Origin of the sequence: Paenibacillus kribbensis, from assembly GCF_001705305.1 — a bacterium.
Classification (GTDB): Bacteria; Bacillota; Bacilli; order Paenibacillales; family Paenibacillaceae; genus Paenibacillus; species Paenibacillus kribbensis_B.
Window position 1 is genome coordinate 165,310 of the sequence record NZ_MCBP01000011.1, and the last position, 16,653, is coordinate 181,962.

Genomic DNA, 16,653 nt, shown 5'->3' on the forward strand with positions numbered 1-16,653 from the left:
GCCGTGTGATGCTAAAATTATTTATGCCTTAGATTCTCTTAGACATATTACTGTTTGCAAACTCCGGTTTGCTCGCAAGAGGTGGCCGTTACTCCAGCGACAGCTGCACTTGTAACACTTGCATCAGTAGCTGGCCCCGATAATAATGTGCGCGTTACGCTTGGCCCGTGCCCGGTCCATTTTCCAAAGGTCACCTGGTTCCGAGGAAGGGTGGTATTTTTTGTACCGGTAAAACCTGTGGAGCCGCTAAGTCCGCCTGCGCCGGACGCATATTTCAGAATCTCGCTTCCCGCTTCTACCGAGATTGTATAAGGAGTGTTGGGAAGAAATCCGGCAGTGGAAAGCACATAAGTATGTTGCCCCGGTTGAACGGTTGGTTTCGCGTTTGCTTGAACTGCCCCGCCGTCCACAGGTACGCCGTTAACCAAGATGCGGTAGCCGGCAAATCGTGCGGTATCGCCATTTGAATAATCCGTTACGTCTTTTTCGTTCCATGTGATGGTCATATCTTGCCCAATCCACTTGCCGCCACTGACGGTAAGCTTGCTGCCAGGAGCCCACTTTGGAATCTGCATTAAAGTGCCGGGAACGGTAGTGATCGTAACCGGACCCCACTGAGGCCCTTCCTGTCCAACCCAGTTGATGGCTTTCATCGTAACATCATAGGTCACGCCATCATCCAGCCCCCACAGCGAATAACCTTTCCGGGTGGAGGTGTCAAAATAGACTTTGTATTTTTTGGTAGCATATTTAGGATTTTTCGGCGTTGCCGTTAGCTCATAATAATGCACGCCGTAGACAACATCGGTAACGGTATCCCAAGTGAAATCCTGCCAGGAAATGCCCGTGATGTCTGCAGCTTTGACTCTAAAATTCGGCGAAGTAGTCGAAATCGTGGATCCACCAAGCGTTGCAGCACCCGTGGTTACCGGCGCCTCCAGCAGTTTCCCATAGGAAGCGTTTGTACCTATCGTCTCCGGTCGGACCGCAACTTTGTAAGAGGTGCTCGGGCGCAGCGCGATTACCGTGGACTGCGGACCCGATCCCGTACTCGCTACAATCTTGTTTTGCTGATAGCCATGGCCATCCAGCATATCAACCAACACAACGTACTGCGTCGCATTACCGATGGCGGGCCAATTTAAAGTGATATTATAAGTATTGGCCGTCAAGGTTAGTGCGCCACTCGTATTCAGCGCCTCCGGCTTGCGATCGGTGGTCTTGTCGACATTCTCGATCGTGACGTTTTTGCTGTTTGTGGTGGTAATGGCATTTTGAAGACCTGTAATGTTGCGGAAGGTAACATCCGACAAGCCATTTATCGCAATCGTACCGCCAGTTGATCCTGAATAATTTAGGATCTTGATATCCTCGAACTTGAAATTGCGCAGCACCGGGCTTTTAGCATAGTCGGAGCTGCCGGGTGCCGCCGCGCTAATCAGCGGTATGGTAGTGTTTGATACCGTCATATTGCGTACCAGAATGTTTTCGAAAGTCAGCGGCTGCTCGCTTTCCGGACCGAAAGCTGTGCTGGCGTTGCCGTCGCTGTAGGATGTGTCAATTACAATCGTACTGTTTTCAGTAGCGGCAGTATAATTGACCGCATTATCGCGCACTGCAATATTGCGGATGCCGCCGCCGGTGGTAGCGCCAGATTTTATACGCAAGACGCCTTTGCTTCCTGTTTCGCTCGTATTATAGACGTTCTCTTCCGCGACCATATCGCCCATCCAACCGCCGGTATGGCTGCCCATCGCCAACAGGCCGCCATGGCCGTTGCGCACAAAGTTATTGACAACGCGGCCCTCTCCGGTTGCCACTTTGTTAGCCAAATTGCGTACGACCGTGCCCTGACCGGCTGCAAAGTTGATGGCGTCGTCGCCGGTATCCCAAAAGCTGTTCATGACCATAAGATCAAGGCAGTCACCAAACTCGACACCGTCGCCGTTGTTGGCGTCGAAACTCATCACAGAAACGCCGTTCACAGCAATCTGCTCGGACTGATAGTTGACGATTCCGTGGAATGCCGGATTATAGAAGGTCAGCCCTTCGTAATACAGGCCATGCACACCGCGCGCTACCGTCAGGTTGGGGCGGGCATTGTAGAATTGGGGGGTACCGGCATTCGGTGTTTGATCCTTACGAGACTGCCACATCGCATCAGCCGCGACGATGCCTCTTACCGAGGCGGAATCAGCTGCGCTATTATTATCAACATTGGTGTTGTTGCCTTCCTGGTAGTTCGGCAAACTCCAGCCATTTCCGGTTGGATCTGCGAAACCGGGAGATGGATCATTCGCCGTTTTGGTCTGTAAGCCACTTCCGGTGGTATTCTTCCACCCGTTGCCGTCTATTGCGCCCTTGCCGACGATGCGGATGTTTTCCAAGGAACCATAGTCCCAGGTTACAGCATTCAACAGGCCATATGTCCGGATATCCTGTGAATAAGGATAAACCAGAAGGCTGCGCGAGTAGTGGTCAAAAACAGGAGAACCGAGAAGCACAGCCCCTTTTTCAATTTCGAAGGTCATATTGCTGTGCAGAAACAATGCGCCGCTTGTATAATACCGAGGCGCCGTATTGTCTCCGCTTCCCTTCAATACAACCTTGCCGCCTGGAGGGGTGGCGTCGATCGCAGCCTGTATCGCGGCGGTGTTGTCTTCGATTTTCTTTATAACCGTTGCATTGTTGTTTGCGCGCCGAATTTTATAGTCGGCATTGACGCCAGAAATAGAGGTAATATAGCTTGCGCCATAGTTGGCGGCGTCTATGATGATAGGTGTAGCCGCGGTTGAAAAGATAAGCGGCGCGCTAAAAGCAGACGTTGTCTTGTCGGCGTAAACGGCCCGCACCTTAAACTCATAATTCGTCTTCGGTGCTAGACCGGTCGCCGTAAAGGAAAGAATACTGACCCGATGATGCTGTGCGCTCAATTTCCCGTAAAATGCGTCCATATACGCATTAACATAGGAGTAATTCTCTTTAAAATTATCGCTTGCAAGACCGAGACTGACTCCATCCCGGAATACCTCATAGTCCACGATTTTTACTGCACTTGTGTAATAGTCGTCCGGCTTTTCCCAGGTAAGTACAATTTTTGATTCATCAAATGCTAATGGAGGTACGGATAATTTTTGCGGCGCTCCGGAATAGCCGCCCGCCGCATGAACAGGCACAGACATTACCGGAAATAAACCTACCAGTAGAGCCAGTACGAGCATGAAGCTGCAAATCATATTGGTGTTCTTCTTCATTTTCATTTCCTCCTTTTATTAAATTTGTTAGCTTTATGTTTTTGTCTTTGAAGCGCTTTCCTGTACTGCGGGAAAGATTGTATTGTTTCCCCATATCCCCCTCTCTTCATTCCCCTCTCATATTTACTTGGATTGCTAATAAGTACAGTTACAATACTATTAAAGCGCATTGATAGAATGAAAAAAATACATTATCTCACAACTTTGTAATATCACCTATATAACGGGGAAATTTGTTCGAATTTCTGCAGGAAAGGGATTGCATATCTTTTCACAGATTCCCTACCATAGAAACTCCAAAAAATTCAGCCATTGTAAATAAGGAAAGAAAGATTGAAATTGTTCTGTATGTATTTTATTTAAAGCCTAAGGCACCATGGCTCTTATGTGAGGGCTTGAATTCCCACGTTACTGCTTCTTGCTTTAGCATCATTATTGATCTCTTCTTCCTTATTGTAATCGGGCTGTTCGCAAGCTTCAGGTCGTACATCTCCAACAAGAACATTCCAACGATTCAAGTGATGTAATGCAAAAAAGGAGCTTTTTGTGGATTTGGCTCATGGAGGCGAGGGGAGTCGAACCCCTGTCCGAAGATAATTGCATGGCTCAAAGAGCATAGTTGTTTTTATAAACTCCATTCTCATCTGAGTCACACTTACATAAACCCCCTCTTGAAATAGCTGCAAATTTCATCTATAATGCTGTAGCATATAGTAATACTCAAGGCATTGACCAAAGACATGATTTCCTTGAAGGACCGTTCAGAGAGAAAAGACAAGGCTGAGAGCTTTTCCGGTATCCACATGTGAAGTTACCCCTTTGTAGCCGTGACGTTGAACGTGCAGCTGTGTAATAGGACAGTGAGCATCAGTAAGCGCCCACCGATTTATCCCCGTTAACGGATACCAATGGAGGGTCGCGCATGTCGTGCATGTTTGTACAAAAGCGGACCGAACTAGGGTGGAACCACGAGCTGAACGCACTCGTCCCTTGAGGGAGAGAGGCGTTTTTTTGCGTTCAATTTTAATATATAGCTATAGCACACAATTAGAATGGAGGCTTTAATCGTGAGTATTCAAGTGAAATTGCCGGATGGAGCCGTACGTGAGTACGAGCAGGGTGTAACGATTGCCGATGTGGCGGGTTCGATCAGCTCCGGGCTGAAAAAGAACGCAGTAGCAGGTAAAGTGAACGGGAAGGCTGTAGATCTGAACACCGTTTTGGATCAGAACGTTGACCTTGAAATTATTACGCTGGACAGTGGGGACGGTCTGGAAATTTATCGTCACAGTACAGCGCATTTGCTGGCACAAGCTCTCAAACGTATTTATGGTGAGAAAAACGTGAAGCTCGGTATTGGCCCGGTCATTGAAAGTGGCTTCTACTACGACATTGATATCGAAAACCCGTTGTCCGTTGACGATCTGGCGAAGATCGAGAAGGAAATGGCCAAGATTACACAGGAAAATCTGCCGATTACACGTCGTGTGGTCAGCCGTGAGGAAGCAACTCGTATTTTTGGAGAGCTGGAAGATCCATTGAAGCTTGAATTGATCCGTGATTTGCCGGAGGATGCGGAAATTACGATCTATGATCAAGGCGAATTTTTTGACCTGTGTCGTGGCCCGCATTTGCCATCTACTGGCCGCATCAAAGCTTTTAAACTGCTGAGTGTAGCGGGCGCATACTGGAGAGGCGATTCCAACAACAAGATGCTGCAACGTATCTACGGAACCGCATTCCCGAAAAAAGCACAACTGGATGAGCATCTGCACCTGCTGGAGGAAGCGAAAAAACGCGACCACCGCAAGCTGGGTAAAGAGCTGGAGCTGTTCATGTTCTCCGAAGAAGCGCCGGGTATGCCGTTCTACCTGCCTAAAGGTATGGTTGTCCGTACTGCGCTGGAGGATTATTCCCGTGAAATTCAACGCCTGCATGGCTATGAAGAAGTACGTACACCGCTGATGATGAACAATCGTCTGTGGGAGCAATCGGGACACTATGAGCATTACAAAGAAAATATGTACTTCTCCGAAGTAGATGAAACAACATTTGCTTTGAAACCGATGAACTGCCCGGGACATATGCTTGTGTTCAAAAATGAGCTTCATTCTTACCGCGATCTGCCGATTCGCATATCGGAATTTGGACAAGTGCATCGTCATGAGCTGTCCGGTGCATTGAACGGTATGATGCGTGTTCGTACATTCTGTCAGGATGACGCACATATTTTTGTAACACCAGGTCAGATTGAACAGGAGATTACCGATGTAATCAAGCTGATTAATGAAATGTATAGTGTGTTTGGCTTTGACTTTACGGTAGAGCTGTCTACACGCCCGGATGACTTTATGGGCGAGCCGGCGCTGTGGGATCAAGCGGAGCAAGCTCTGCAAAACGTATTGGATCATCTGGGTATCAGCTATCGTATTAATGCGGGAGATGGCGCGTTTTACGGTCCGAAAATCGACTTCCACATTCTCGATGCGCTCAAACGCAGCTGGCAGTGCGGCACGATTCAACTGGACTTCCAAATGCCTGAGAAATTCGACCTCACCTATGTGGGCGAGGACAACCAGAAGCACCGTCCAGTCGTTATTCACCGTGCCATCTACGGTTCAATCGACCGTTTCATGGGTATCCTGACTGAGCATTTTACAGGTGCATTCCCATTATGGCTGGCTCCTGTCCATGCGAAGCTGCTGCCTGTGTCCGAGAACTATATCGAGACTGCCAATAAGGTACAGGAAGCGCTGCTGCAAGCAGGTCTGCGTGTTGAAGTGGATACTCGCAATGAGAAGCTGGGCTATAAAATCCGTGAAGCGCAATTGGAGAAGGTTCCATATATGTTCGTCATCGGGGAAAATGAAAAAACAACCGGTACTGTAGCGGTTCGTAAACGGGGCGAAGGTGATCTGGGATCACTCAGCATTGCGGATATCGTTGAGAAAATCAGCACAGAGATTCGCGAGAAGCAGTAAGTTCTGAATAAAAGAATATAGAGTAAAAGAGCGTTCAAAACCACGATAAAAGTGGTTTGAGCGCTCTTTATTTTATGATGCATCCACCCATACCTAGCAGGTCTGTGGCCGGGATTCAGCGTGATCCGTGGCGAGGGAAAGTGTCTTCGAAGAAGGTTCCGCAGCAGTTGGCTGCTCGGAGGCTTCTTCTTGATCCTGCTCCTCGCTCAGCGATAATATTTCGCTTCGCAGCTTCAACATTTTCTGATCCAGCTCATAAGTTGCATGTGCAGCCTCGGATAATCCGTTAACGACATGCTCAGGTACTTTCTTATCAAACTTATAGTACAGAATGTGCTCCATGCTGGCCCAGAAATCCATAGCCAGTGTGCGCAGCTGAATTTCAACCTTGATCCAGCGTGTGCCTTCAAACAAGATGAGCGGAATCTCCACAATGACATGAAGGCTCTGATATCCGTTGGGCTTGGGATGGGCAATATAGTCCTTGATCTCCAGAATACGAATGTCTTCTCGTGTACGGAGGTGATCCATCAGACGGTAAATATCTTTGACAAAAGCGCATACCACTCGCATTCCTGCAATGTCATGAATTTCACGCAGTATATTATCCAGGGTAACTTCATACCCTTTGCGCCGAACCTTCTCCACAATGCTGCGTGGCTCTTTGATACGGGTTTTAATATGCTCAATCGGGCTAAAACCGTCCAGCAGCTTCCATTCGGTTTGAATCAGCTTAATTTTGTTCTTTAATTCCTCCAAAGCCAACTGATACAGGACGGGGATTTTTCTCCACTCCTCCAATTGCTTGGCGTTCACATTGTTCTGATCCAGCTGCAGCTGAAATTCCTGCAGGGGCAAAGGGACAGCATTCAAGTGCTTCCAATCCGGTTCATTCACAGGGCATTCTCCTCAATGAGGCTTACGATGTCCTCGATCTATTTCGTATATAGGCACTACCTTATATATTGTACACTATGTCAAAACCCGCAGGCAAAGCAGGTCAGGAGGAAAAAACAATTATTTAGAGTGGTAAAACCGAGTAATCCGATGTATAATTACAAAAATATTGATTTTCAGCATTTTATTTTTACAAAAATAGAGAAACTTCAGATTAGCTTCTTTAGATTATTAAATATAAATTATATAAAATGAGGATGAGAACAATGGCAAAAGTAGAAAGCTTTCAACTAGATCACACGATTGTAAAAGCTCCTTATGTAAGAGCAGCCGGAGTAGAGCATGACGAAAAAGGGAGCACGGTTCAAAAGTACGACTTGAGATTTTTGCAGCCGAATGAAGATGCACTTCCAACAGCCGCTGTACATACGTTGGAGCACTTATTAGCGACGTATTTGAGAGATGAAATCAAAGGGATTATCGATATTTCTCCGATGGGATGCAGAACGGGATTTTACCTGATTTTGTGGAATGAGCATGAGCCTGAGGAAATTGCACTTGCGCTGGAAAAAACCTTGGAAAGAATTCTGGAAACGACTGAGGTTCCAGCTGTTACTGCTTTGGAATGCGGAAATTACAAGGATCATTCTCTTTTTTCCGCGCAGGAATATGTGAAGATTGTATTGGAGGCTGGCATTAGCCGCGATCCTTTTGAAAGAGTGTTTTAAAATCTATGATTTTGATTGATCTATCTAATCAGACAGCGGTAGTAACAGGCGGCAAATTAGGTAGCAATCCCAAATACCTGAAATTCGAGTTGATCGACGATAAAACAGGGCCGCGTGTCATTCAAGATATGGGCTTGGAAAGCTGTGAGTTGAACAAACCAAGGAGCAGTTTGCCGGTGGCAACTGCTCAATTTTTTCAAACGGACAGGATCGTTTAATTATGGTGCTAAATATTTACTATTTTTTTGTAAGCTCGGTAGATGATTTTTCAAAATTATGAGACAAGTTTAATACAGGCACATCAAGAAAATATTGAATAGCCAATGCGCATGCTCCGAGAATGGTGGATTTCTCTCCAATAGAGGAAATGAGCAGGTTTTTATAATGGCTTGTTTTTGAAGTCAGCTTCTGTTTAATTTTGTCAATGGAGTCTGGATAAATACGCAAAAGCTCGCTATCTACAAGGATCGTCTCAGGATTAAAAATATTTATTATGTTGTTAATCCCGATAGAGAGATAATTAATAAATTGTTCCATCGTTCCCAGAACCTCTTCATCCTCACTATTAATCCAGTTACGAACCTGCTCATAAGTAACATGAGGCAGCTTCTTTTGCTTTGCCAAAGTGGACAGCACAGAGGCCTCCGAAGCGTACTTTTCCCAGCAACCTTTATTGCCGCATTCACAAGGTCTGCCATCCGGCGCAACGATCATGTGGCCTATCTCACCGGCAAATCCATCATGGCCACGATAAAATTTGTTGTTTATGATCATTCCAAGTCCTATGCCTGAATAGAGTGTGAGGGAAAGAAGACTGTCTGTTTCCTGATGCCAAAATACACTTTCAGCAAAAGAGCTTAGGTTTGCATTGTTTTCGATATGAATCTGAACACCCACGGCCTTTTCCAAATCGGTTTTTAACGATACGCTGCTCCAGCCCAAACGAGGAATATAATGAATTTCTTCATTCGAGGAGACCAGGCCGTGGACTGCAATAACGATACCTACAATTCCGTATCGGTTATCGGAGTATTTTGTAATATACTCCGCAATTTGCTGGGTCAGAAGAGATAGAATTTCATTATAACTGTTAGATTCAACATGTATTGTCGCAGATGACAGCGAATTGCCTAACAGATCGGTTACAAGAAAAGAAATATGCCCTGCATCCAGATCAATCCCCAATGTATATCCAGCCTTTGCGTTAATCGAGAGCATAATCGGTCTCCGTCCGACCGAATTATGTTCTAGCTGTTTTTCCACAACAAGTTCTTCTTCTAACAAATCGGAAACCTGTACGGATATAGTAGCACGTGTTAAGGCTGTCAGTTTTGAAAGGTCTGCTCTTGAGATCATTCCTTCCTTTACAATTTCTCTTATGATAAGTGATCGGTTAATTTTCTTTATGTAAGAAGCATCGCCTGTAATCATCTAAAGCCTCCAATTTGTAAACGATATACATATTCTATTTCTCAGTATAACATTTAAAGCATTTAAAAACTTGTCCTATGAAATATAAGATTGACATGGGAGAAATAACTTGATAATGTGATCTTATCATTAATTTGTTTAATAAACTAATTAATTTTTATCCGTTTGAAGAGGACGCTTATCGGGCGCTCATTCTGGAGGAAGTCCAGCGAGCCTACGATCCAGGCAGTGTCGGACGACAAATTGCTGCGATCGCTGTCTCCGGTGACCGTCGTCCGCGGCTGGCGACCATAAAAGTACCAGCACTTGTCATTCATGGGGTGGACGATCCCCTGTTCGTCCCGGCGTGTGGCGAGGACACGGCTTCTGCCATCCCGGGCGCCGAGCTAATGTTGGTTGACGGCATGGGACACGACTTGCCGCACCAACTGTACAAAGTAATCGCTGATGGCATAGAGCGAACGGCTCGTCGCAATTGACACGCGCTTCCTGAATAGCAACCAGCCGGAGTCCTGTGGTGCCCAATGGGGCTGAGTAGGCCCAGGGGCGCAGCGCCGATCAATTTGCAACCTTGGCGCATACGACCCGGGTGGAAGCGGCGGTGCTCTTGGAACGGTTGTTAAAGCAGCTCCATATCATCAATTAACGGGGCTTCCTAACAGAATGCAATTGGTACATTTATATCCATCTACATTGCCCCTAATGACAGCTACGCTGGATTACCCCAATCTGGATAGAAAAGGGGAAAGATGTTATTGACACAATAATGCCCTTGCCACTTCATATGGAAGGACAAGGGCTGAAAATGAAGGGCTTATACCCCTGAATAGGCCATGAATCCACCATCTACCGGAACGACCGTACCGGTAACGAAACCGGAGGCGGTTTCATCGGCCAGCCACAGCAGTGTGCCAAGCAGGTCTTCAGGCTCGCCAAACCGACGCATCGGGGTATGGGCAATAATCTTGGCCGAGCGCTCGGTAAGCGAGCCGTCCGCGTTGGTGAGCAGTTGCCGGTTCTGCTCTGTCAGGAAAAATCCGGGGGCAATGGCATTCACCCGAATGCCGGATTCGGCCAGATGTACGGCCAGCCACTGGGTGAAGTTGTTGATGGCGGCTTTGGCAGCGCTGTAGGCGGGAACCTTGGTCATCGGACTGGGAGCGCTCATGGAGGATATGTTAAGGACCACGGCGCCAGGTCGCCCGATCATGCCTTTGGTAAAAACCTGTGTCGGGATTAAAGTCCCGATAAAATTTAAATCAAGCACATTGCGGAAACCGGGCACACTGAGATCGAAAAAGGTAGTGATTCCAGACTGGTCCAGATCTTCAGGATGAAACGTCTCTAGACTCGTATTAGCGCTGGGATGGTTGCCGCCTGCTCCATTGATTAGAATATCGCACGGACCGAGCAGGCGCCGGACCGTTTCCTCGGCCTGCTTCATGCTTTCGGCATCGGTCACGTCGCAGGCAACCGCGATGGATTCTCCGCCGCTCTCACGGATTTCCTTTGCTGTCAAATCGCCCTTTTCAGCAGTACGGTTCAAAATGGCGACCCTGACACCCTGGCGGGCAAGCTCCTTGGCCATGACGCTGCACAGCACGCCGGAGCCGCCGGTTACCACAGCTGTTTTTCCGGACAAGGCCGGATGCAGGGGAAGAGTAGTCAATTTACATCCCTCTTTTCGTTGGAAGATAAGCCCGCATTTCGCTCATACGCGTCCCACAAGCCCCATAAATACATGATGCCGAGCGCTCTGTCATATAGCCCGTAGCCCGGTCTGCATTGCTCATCCCAGATATGGCGGCCGTGATCCGGTCTGGCGTAACCGGTAAATCCTACATCGTGGTATGCTTTGACAATACCAGTGATATCAACGCTCCCGTCCTGCGTCCGGTGGGAGGTTTCGATGAAGTCACCATTTTCGAATACCCTTACGTTGCGGATATGGGCGAACGGAATGCGGTGGGCAAATTCGCGAATCATAGCAACGATGTCGTTATCTGGATTGGCGCCAAGCGAGCCGCTGCATAAAGTGATGCCGTTTGCCGGACTGTCGTGCAGAGCCAGAAATTTGCGCAGATTGTCCTGGCTCGTAATGATGCGTGGCAGTCCGAAGATGGACCACGGCGGGTCGTCGGGATGAATGGCCATCCGGATTCCGTTTTGTTCCGCAACAGGGATGATGGCGTCCAGGAAGTACTGCAGGTTTTCCCATAGATCCTTTTCAGTAACATCTTTATAGGCTTCAAACAGCGCTGTCAAATGTTCGAGGCGCTCCGGCTCCCATCCGGGCATTGTAAGTGCGCTGTTCTCATTGATCTGGCGTACCAGCTCAAACGGGTCAATGCCATGAATTTTGGCCTTTTCAAAAAAAAGCGCGGTCGCCCCGTCCTCGGTCGTTTTATGCAGATCAGTCCGCAACCAATCGAATATCGGCATAAAATTGTAACAGATGACCTTAACGCCAACCTGGGCCAGCTTCTCAATGGTCCGAATGTAATTCCCGATATAGAGATCGCGTGTAGGTCTCCCCAGTTTGATATCTTCATGTACATTGACGCTTTCCACCACATCAAGATGAAGTCGGGCCTGATCGGCCTGTTTCTGCATATCCAAAATGCGCGCCAAAGGCCATTCCTCTCCTGCTGGAACATCATGCAGCGCCCACACAATGCCCTCTACACCCGGGATCTGTTTGATTTGTTTCAGAGAAATCGTATCATTGCCTTCTCCGAACCAGCGGAATGTCATTCGCATTACCGCACCGCCTTTCCTTTTTCAAGATAATGGATAACGCTTACATAATAAACCCACTCAGTAAAAAGCAGATGTCCACCGCCCTTTCCTTATCTGAAACCTACTTAAAATATTCAGGGTACTGCTCCCGGAGGACATTTAAATCCGCTATACCCAGATTCAAATGCTCATGCATGATGCGTTCCGCCTCGTCCGCTGCCTTATCGTGTATGACTTCCACCATCCGGCTGTGTTGATCATAAAGATGGTTCCAATGAGGATTCGTATCGAGCCGCAGCATGCGTACCCGGTTAAAATGGACATTCAACTGTTGCATAACGCCCCACGTTGCGAGCTTCCCGCAGCCTTCGAACAGGATTCGGTGGAACGCCTCATCCAGGTCGAACATTCGCCGTCCTTCATGCCGCTCAATGCTTTCCCGCTGCTGTACGAGGTTTGCTTCCAATTTAGCAAGCCACCCGGCAGAAAAGTCCGTGCAGGCAAGACGGATCACAGCGCATTCAAGCTGCTCGCGCATAAAACGAGCTTCCTCAACAAGCTTGGTATCGATCAGAGATACTCTTGTACCTCGTTGCGGGAAAACCAGCACTAACCCTTCCTGGGCAAGCCTGACAAAGCTTTCGCGGACCGGAGTCCGGCTGACCTGAAAGCGGACGGAAGTCTCTTTCTCGGACAGGGCGGTTCCGGGCGGAAGCTCAAGGCTAATAATCTGCTCTTTCAGCAGGGCATAGACGGAATTTCCGGCTGATCCGCTGTGGCGATACATACTTTCATCCATATATTCACCTCCTTATAACCATACTACCATACTTGTATGGTAGTATGGTGTATTTTATTTGGTAAGCTCTGTGGATTTTTATATCTATCCAGTATATTACAGGCAAGTCATTAAACTCCCTAACGGACATGATCGTTAAATAGCAGGTTGAAACAGAAAGCAGCAGACTAGGGCTTTATTTTCACGTCCTAGTCTGCCGCTTTTTCTTTTATTAGTCTGTCTAACACCCGGCTATACGCCTCATGCCTATCGCCTATCTGGCCGGGATGCTGCGTGTCCCCTCTGTCATCGGGGAGGAGCAGAGCGGGCACACTGGCGGCGTGCCTGCGCCAGCCGCAGCTGTACGGCGTCCGCCCGTTGTGTCACGCCGCATCCACGCCTTGCAGGCGTCGTCAGTGCATTTCCACACGGGCACGCTGATGCGTGGCTCTGTGCGTGAGCCTGCCACTGACGAGGTCGTTCGCGCCGTAGCACTGTCCGGCCCGGACCTGCTGCTCACGTGGGGCGCTACACCGGATGTGGGCGCTCCACCGCTGGCACGGCTGCCGTACCCGGAAGCACCCTTCGGTTGCCCGAAGCTGGTACGGCGCGTTTCCGGCTTGGAAGCCTCGGGAGGTGTGACTCCATAGGCTTCCAGCAGGAAGCGCGACACGGCGGCAGGCTTGCCGTGATTGGAGGCTGGCGAGGTGATGTACAGCAGCTCCTTCGCCCGGGTGACGGCCACGTAAGCGAGACGGCGCTCCTCCTCCAGAGCCGCGTCGTTATCCACGGCCGCTGTAGGCGCTGCGCCTGCCCGCCGATCCTCCGGCAGCTCGCTGTGCAACGCCGAGCTGTGGGGCAGGATGCCTTCGCTTGCGCCGATCCAGTAGACGCAAGGGAACTCCAGTCCCTTGGCGCGGTGGATCGTCATGAGCCGAACGGCATCGCTGTCTTCCTCTCTGCGCAGCGATTCCATCTGACGGTGGCGCTCGGAAAGCTCGTCCGCAAAGCTGACGAACGCCTCCACCGTATCAAACCGCTTCGCCGCGGTTTCTAACTCCTCCAGGCTTTCCTGCATCGTTTCCTTATAATGAGTCCACGCGCCTGTATCTCCGCTTTCCAAATATTTGTCATAAAAGACACGGCGCATTTCTTGAATGGCATAGGCCGGTTTCATGGTCGATAGGCTGCGAATCAGACGGATACGCTCCTTCACTTGCTCACGCTGAAAATCGCGTAGCCGATCCCAGCGACTGAGATGAATCAGCGGATATTTTTTGGCCTGCTGTTTTTCCTCGCGCGTAATCCATTCCATTCCCGCTTCGCGGGAAACATACAGCGGCCCAAGGGTGCTCGGAATGGATTCCATCCGCCGGGGGTTCAGCGACAGCCGCAGGTGATCCATTAAAGGACGAATCAGGGTCTGGTCATAAAACACAGCTCCTGCTCCATATTGAATAAACGGTACATCCCGCATAATTAATTGTTCAAAAATAGATCGGCTCCCGCTGGCTGTCCGGTGCAAAATAGCGATATCCCGGTAGTGAAGCTGACCCTCCTCCACCTGTCCGAGCAGATGAGTGACGATATGCGCCGCTTCTTCCTCGGGCCCGGATGGGGTGGCAAACTGCGGCGGCAAGCCCTCATGTCCGGCAGCCGACAGGCGTTTGGAGCGTCGATGAACATTTTTGGCGACAATGTTGGAGCCAAGTCCCAAAATCCGCGCATCGCTTCGATAATTAATATCGAGGGTGATCACCTTCGCATCCTTGTAGACCTTGTCGAACTCGAGAATGGATTCCTGACGCGCCCCATTAAAGGTATAGATCGTCTGGTCATCATCACCGACGACCATCAGATTGCGGTGCCTCGCAGCCAATCGCTGCACCATTTCGTATTGCAGGGCATTCGTATCCTGAAACTCATCGACCATGATGTGGGAAAAACGCCGCTGAAGCGGCTGGAGCACGTCCGGGTCACGCAGCAGAACGGAGGCACGTAGCAAAATATCGTCAAAATCCATTTTGCCCCGTTCCTGCTTCCACGCTTCATAAGCGAGCATGGCACGCTTGGCATCCGACTCTTCGCGCACGGTTTCCGGCAGCTCGTCCGCGCTGCGGCCTTCTGCTTTCCAGGCAGAGAGGGCAGACAGCAGACTTTCCGGCTGAAAAGCCTCGCTGAGTCCAAGCTGGCGCAGCATCATTTTCATAACGGTGTGCTGGGCTTGTGTTTCACCGAACACTTCGTCCTGGACGCCGTGATGACGCAGCATCGCCAAAGCGAATGAGTGAAAGGTGCGTGCCTGAATGGCACGCGCAGCGGCAGGGCGCACACCGGGCAGTCCTGCGATGCGCAGCTTCATTTCGCCAGCCGCCTTGCTGGTGAAGGTCACCAGCAAAATGGACGCCGCGGGAACATCCCGCATCGCCATCAGGTAGCCAGCACGGGCAGCCAGCACCGTGGTTTTACCACAGCCCGCTCCGGCTAGTGTCAGAAGAGGGCCTTTGCCGTGGCGGACAGCCTGGATTTGCGGGCGGTTCAGATGAATACCCGCGTCTTCCAAAGCACGAAAATAGGCCGAGTCCTGGTCGGTGTCGGGTACCAGTGTCGTACTGGTATCTATGGAAGCACGGCGAGCTTGTGGGCTCGGTGTTGAATAAGAAACCCCGATAGGTCGGGGATAAAAAGCAGGATTTGGGTCCATGATCCTGAAACCCCTTTCGATCATAAAATCTTCCATTTTCACAAATGGGGGTAGTTTTTGGTATGATAGAGTTCTAGTAGCTGAAATTCATGCGGATCTTGCTAAAGTGTCAGCGCGTCATAAGGTTGTCGCTGATGTCGTAGCCTGTAAATAGGCGATATGACCGCATTCCATTATACAGGAGTTCGAGGTTTGCCAACAGAAAAAAACTTTGGGATATGCGGACGGTATGGGGAAATCCGGCTGGATATAGGGAGGAAATAACGATGAAGCTGATTCAACGTATCAAGGAAAGCGCTAATCGCGCTACAGAGAAGGCACAGCATGCTGTCGAGATTAGTAAAATAAATTCACAAATTACCGCGATTCAACAGGAAATGGATGTTCATTTCCTGCGGATGGGTCAGATCTTCTATGAGGGCTACCGGGCATCTGATATGTCGGTGGCAGAAACGGAGATGACACAGCTATCCACCGCCTGTGATGAGCTTCAGGATGAAATTGACGAGCTGCGCAGCAGAATTGCACAATTGAAAAACGCTCATCTATGCACCTGTGGAGCAGTTGTACCGCTGGATGCGAATTTTTGTCCAAAATGCGGACGCAAGCTAAATGAAGGGCAGGCTGCTTCCAGGCAAGTGGCTGCTGTGCGTGAAGAGATACCGACAGACGTCTACTCTTTTGATCTGCGCAAGCCAGAGACAGCCAAGGATGCTGCACCTGCTTACACGGAGTATACAGAACATGAAGTAGTAGACCGGCATGAACAGGAGCAGGATGGGCTGCATGAAATACACGAACCAGCCGGATCAGACCGCAATTATGTGTCTGATTTTACACCGGAGGAAAAAGCGGCATTCGATGAGGAATGGGAGCGCCGTCGTCAGGAAGAGATTGAGCAAGAGCACCTCCGTCTTGAAGAGCTGGAACGTGAGCGTGAGCGTCAGGAGGAGCTGGACGAGCGCATTCGATATTGGAAGGCGAATAACTCCGGGGCAGAGAAGCCGGCTACGCAAATACGTGAACATGTAAAATGCCAAATTTGCACAGCAGAGCTGCCTAAAGGCTCCAAGTGGTGCCCGCGTTGCGGAGCTGAACAGATTTGACGCAGCCGAACAGGCTGTCGCAGGACACAGACAGA

12 protein-coding genes are annotated in these 16,653 nt (G+C 49.4%); 5 read left to right on the top strand and 7 right to left on the bottom strand.

What is annotated here, in order from left to right; genetic code table 11:
- Positions 1-47: 47 nt before the first annotated feature.
- Positions 48-3,254: a fibronectin type III domain-containing protein gene (locus tag BAZ21_RS19405; RefSeq protein WP_068504221.1), complete on the bottom strand. Its 3,207-nt coding sequence runs from the start codon at positions 3,252-3,254 to the stop codon at positions 48-50.
- Positions 3,255-4,321: 1,067 nt separating this feature from the next.
- Here BAZ21_RS19405 and thrS point away from each other — a divergent pair.
- Complete coding sequence (thrS, locus tag BAZ21_RS19410) at positions 4,322-6,235, top strand: threonine--tRNA ligase (protein ID WP_068504222.1); 1,914 nt, start codon at positions 4,322-4,324, stop codon at positions 6,233-6,235.
- Positions 6,236-6,328: 93 nt separating this feature from the next.
- Here the strand turns inward: thrS and BAZ21_RS19415 are convergent, their stop codons facing one another.
- Complete coding sequence (locus BAZ21_RS19415; protein ID WP_068504223.1) at positions 6,329-7,132, bottom strand: GTP pyrophosphokinase; 804 nt, start codon at positions 7,130-7,132, stop codon at positions 6,329-6,331.
- Positions 7,133-7,398: 266 nt separating this feature from the next.
- On the opposite strand from BAZ21_RS19415, the gene BAZ21_RS19425 reads away from it, so the two are divergent.
- Both BAZ21_RS19425 and BAZ21_RS19430 read left to right on the top strand, forming a co-directional pair.
- A complete protein-coding gene (locus BAZ21_RS19425; protein ID WP_068504228.1) occupies positions 7,399-7,860 on the top strand; it encodes an S-ribosylhomocysteine lyase in 462 nt (153 codons plus the stop codon).
- A gap of 5 nt (positions 7,861-7,865) precedes the next feature.
- On the top strand, positions 7,866-8,078 hold the full coding sequence (locus BAZ21_RS19430) for a hypothetical protein (RefSeq protein ID WP_068504229.1): 213 nt from the start codon (positions 7,866-7,868) through the stop codon (positions 8,076-8,078).
- A gap of 19 nt (positions 8,079-8,097) precedes the next feature.
- Here BAZ21_RS19430 and BAZ21_RS19435 read toward each other — a convergent pair whose 3' ends face one another.
- Positions 8,098-9,291: an ROK family protein gene (locus BAZ21_RS19435; protein ID WP_068504231.1), complete on the bottom strand. Its 1,194-nt coding sequence runs from the start codon at positions 9,289-9,291 to the stop codon at positions 8,098-8,100.
- A gap of 134 nt (positions 9,292-9,425) precedes the next feature.
- Between BAZ21_RS19435 and BAZ21_RS19440 the strand changes: the two genes are divergently transcribed.
- The gene (locus BAZ21_RS19440; RefSeq protein WP_256021945.1) at positions 9,426-9,770 is read left to right on the top strand and encodes an alpha/beta fold hydrolase; all 345 of its coding nucleotides are present in this window, start codon (positions 9,426-9,428) and stop codon (positions 9,768-9,770) included.
- Between the two features lie 335 nt (positions 9,771-10,105).
- Here BAZ21_RS19440 and BAZ21_RS19445 read toward each other — a convergent pair whose 3' ends face one another.
- The 4 genes from BAZ21_RS19445 to BAZ21_RS19460 all read right to left on the bottom strand — a co-directional run bounded on the left by BAZ21_RS19445 (position 10,106) and on the right by BAZ21_RS19460 (position 15,512).
- Positions 10,106-10,960: an SDR family oxidoreductase gene (locus BAZ21_RS19445; protein WP_068504233.1), complete on the bottom strand. Its 855-nt coding sequence runs from the start codon at positions 10,958-10,960 to the stop codon at positions 10,106-10,108.
- Complete coding sequence (gene uxuA / locus BAZ21_RS19450) at positions 10,957-12,051, bottom strand: mannonate dehydratase (RefSeq protein ID WP_068504235.1); 1,095 nt, start codon at positions 12,049-12,051, stop codon at positions 10,957-10,959. The genes BAZ21_RS19445 and uxuA overlap by 4 nt, the downstream gene beginning before the upstream one ends.
- A gap of 100 nt (positions 12,052-12,151) precedes the next feature.
- The gene (locus tag BAZ21_RS19455) at positions 12,152-12,829 is read right to left on the bottom strand and encodes a GntR family transcriptional regulator (RefSeq protein ID WP_068504237.1); all 678 of its coding nucleotides are present in this window, start codon (positions 12,827-12,829) and stop codon (positions 12,152-12,154) included.
- 253 nt (positions 12,830-13,082) lie between these two features.
- Complete coding sequence (locus tag BAZ21_RS19460) at positions 13,083-15,512, bottom strand: UvrD-helicase domain-containing protein (RefSeq protein WP_068504242.1); 2,430 nt, start codon at positions 15,510-15,512, stop codon at positions 13,083-13,085.
- A 266-nt stretch (positions 15,513-15,778) separates the two neighbouring features.
- Here BAZ21_RS19460 and BAZ21_RS19465 point away from each other — a divergent pair, with 266 nt between their 5' ends.
- Positions 15,779-16,618, top strand: a complete 840-nt coding sequence (locus tag BAZ21_RS19465; protein WP_068504244.1) for a zinc ribbon domain-containing protein — start codon at positions 15,779-15,781, stop codon at positions 16,616-16,618.
- The last annotated feature ends 35 nt before the right edge of the window (positions 16,619-16,653 follow it).